Raw genomic sequence first — 331 nt, 5'->3', positions numbered from 1 at the left:
TGAAGCCGTCATCGACGCCATGCAGCAGCGGCTGGACCGGGCGCCGGAGGCCATGCGCATCCGCCGGCAGACGGCGGAGCACCCGTTCGGCACCCTCAAGGCCTGGATGGGAGCGACCCACTTCCTGACCAGAGGGCTCAAGCGGGTCAGCACCGAGATGAGCCTCCAGGTCCTCGCCTACAACCTCAAGCGCGTGATCTCCATCCTGGGTGTCGCGGGTTTGCTGCAGGCCATCCGGGCCTGACATCTGAGCTGCCGAACCAGCTTCGACAGATCCACCCCGACGAAACCCCGCCCGCGCTCACCAAACTCGCGTTTCCACACAGCCTCG

At 66.5% G+C, this 331-nt stretch carries 1 protein-coding gene; it reads left to right on the top strand.

Annotated elements, in window-relative coordinates; genetic code table 11:
* The coding region (locus FFK22_RS42420) for a transposase (protein ID WP_138893753.1) at positions 1–244 on the top strand (244 nt) is incomplete at its 5' end.
* Positions 245–331 lie beyond the last annotated feature (87 nt).

The organism is Mycobacterium sp. KBS0706 (assembly GCF_005938675.2).
Taxonomy (GTDB): Bacteria; Pseudomonadota; Alphaproteobacteria; order DSM-16000; family Inquilinaceae; genus Inquilinus.
The sequence above is the reverse complement of the archived record's forward strand: the minus strand, read 5'-3'. Positions and strand labels throughout refer to the sequence as shown.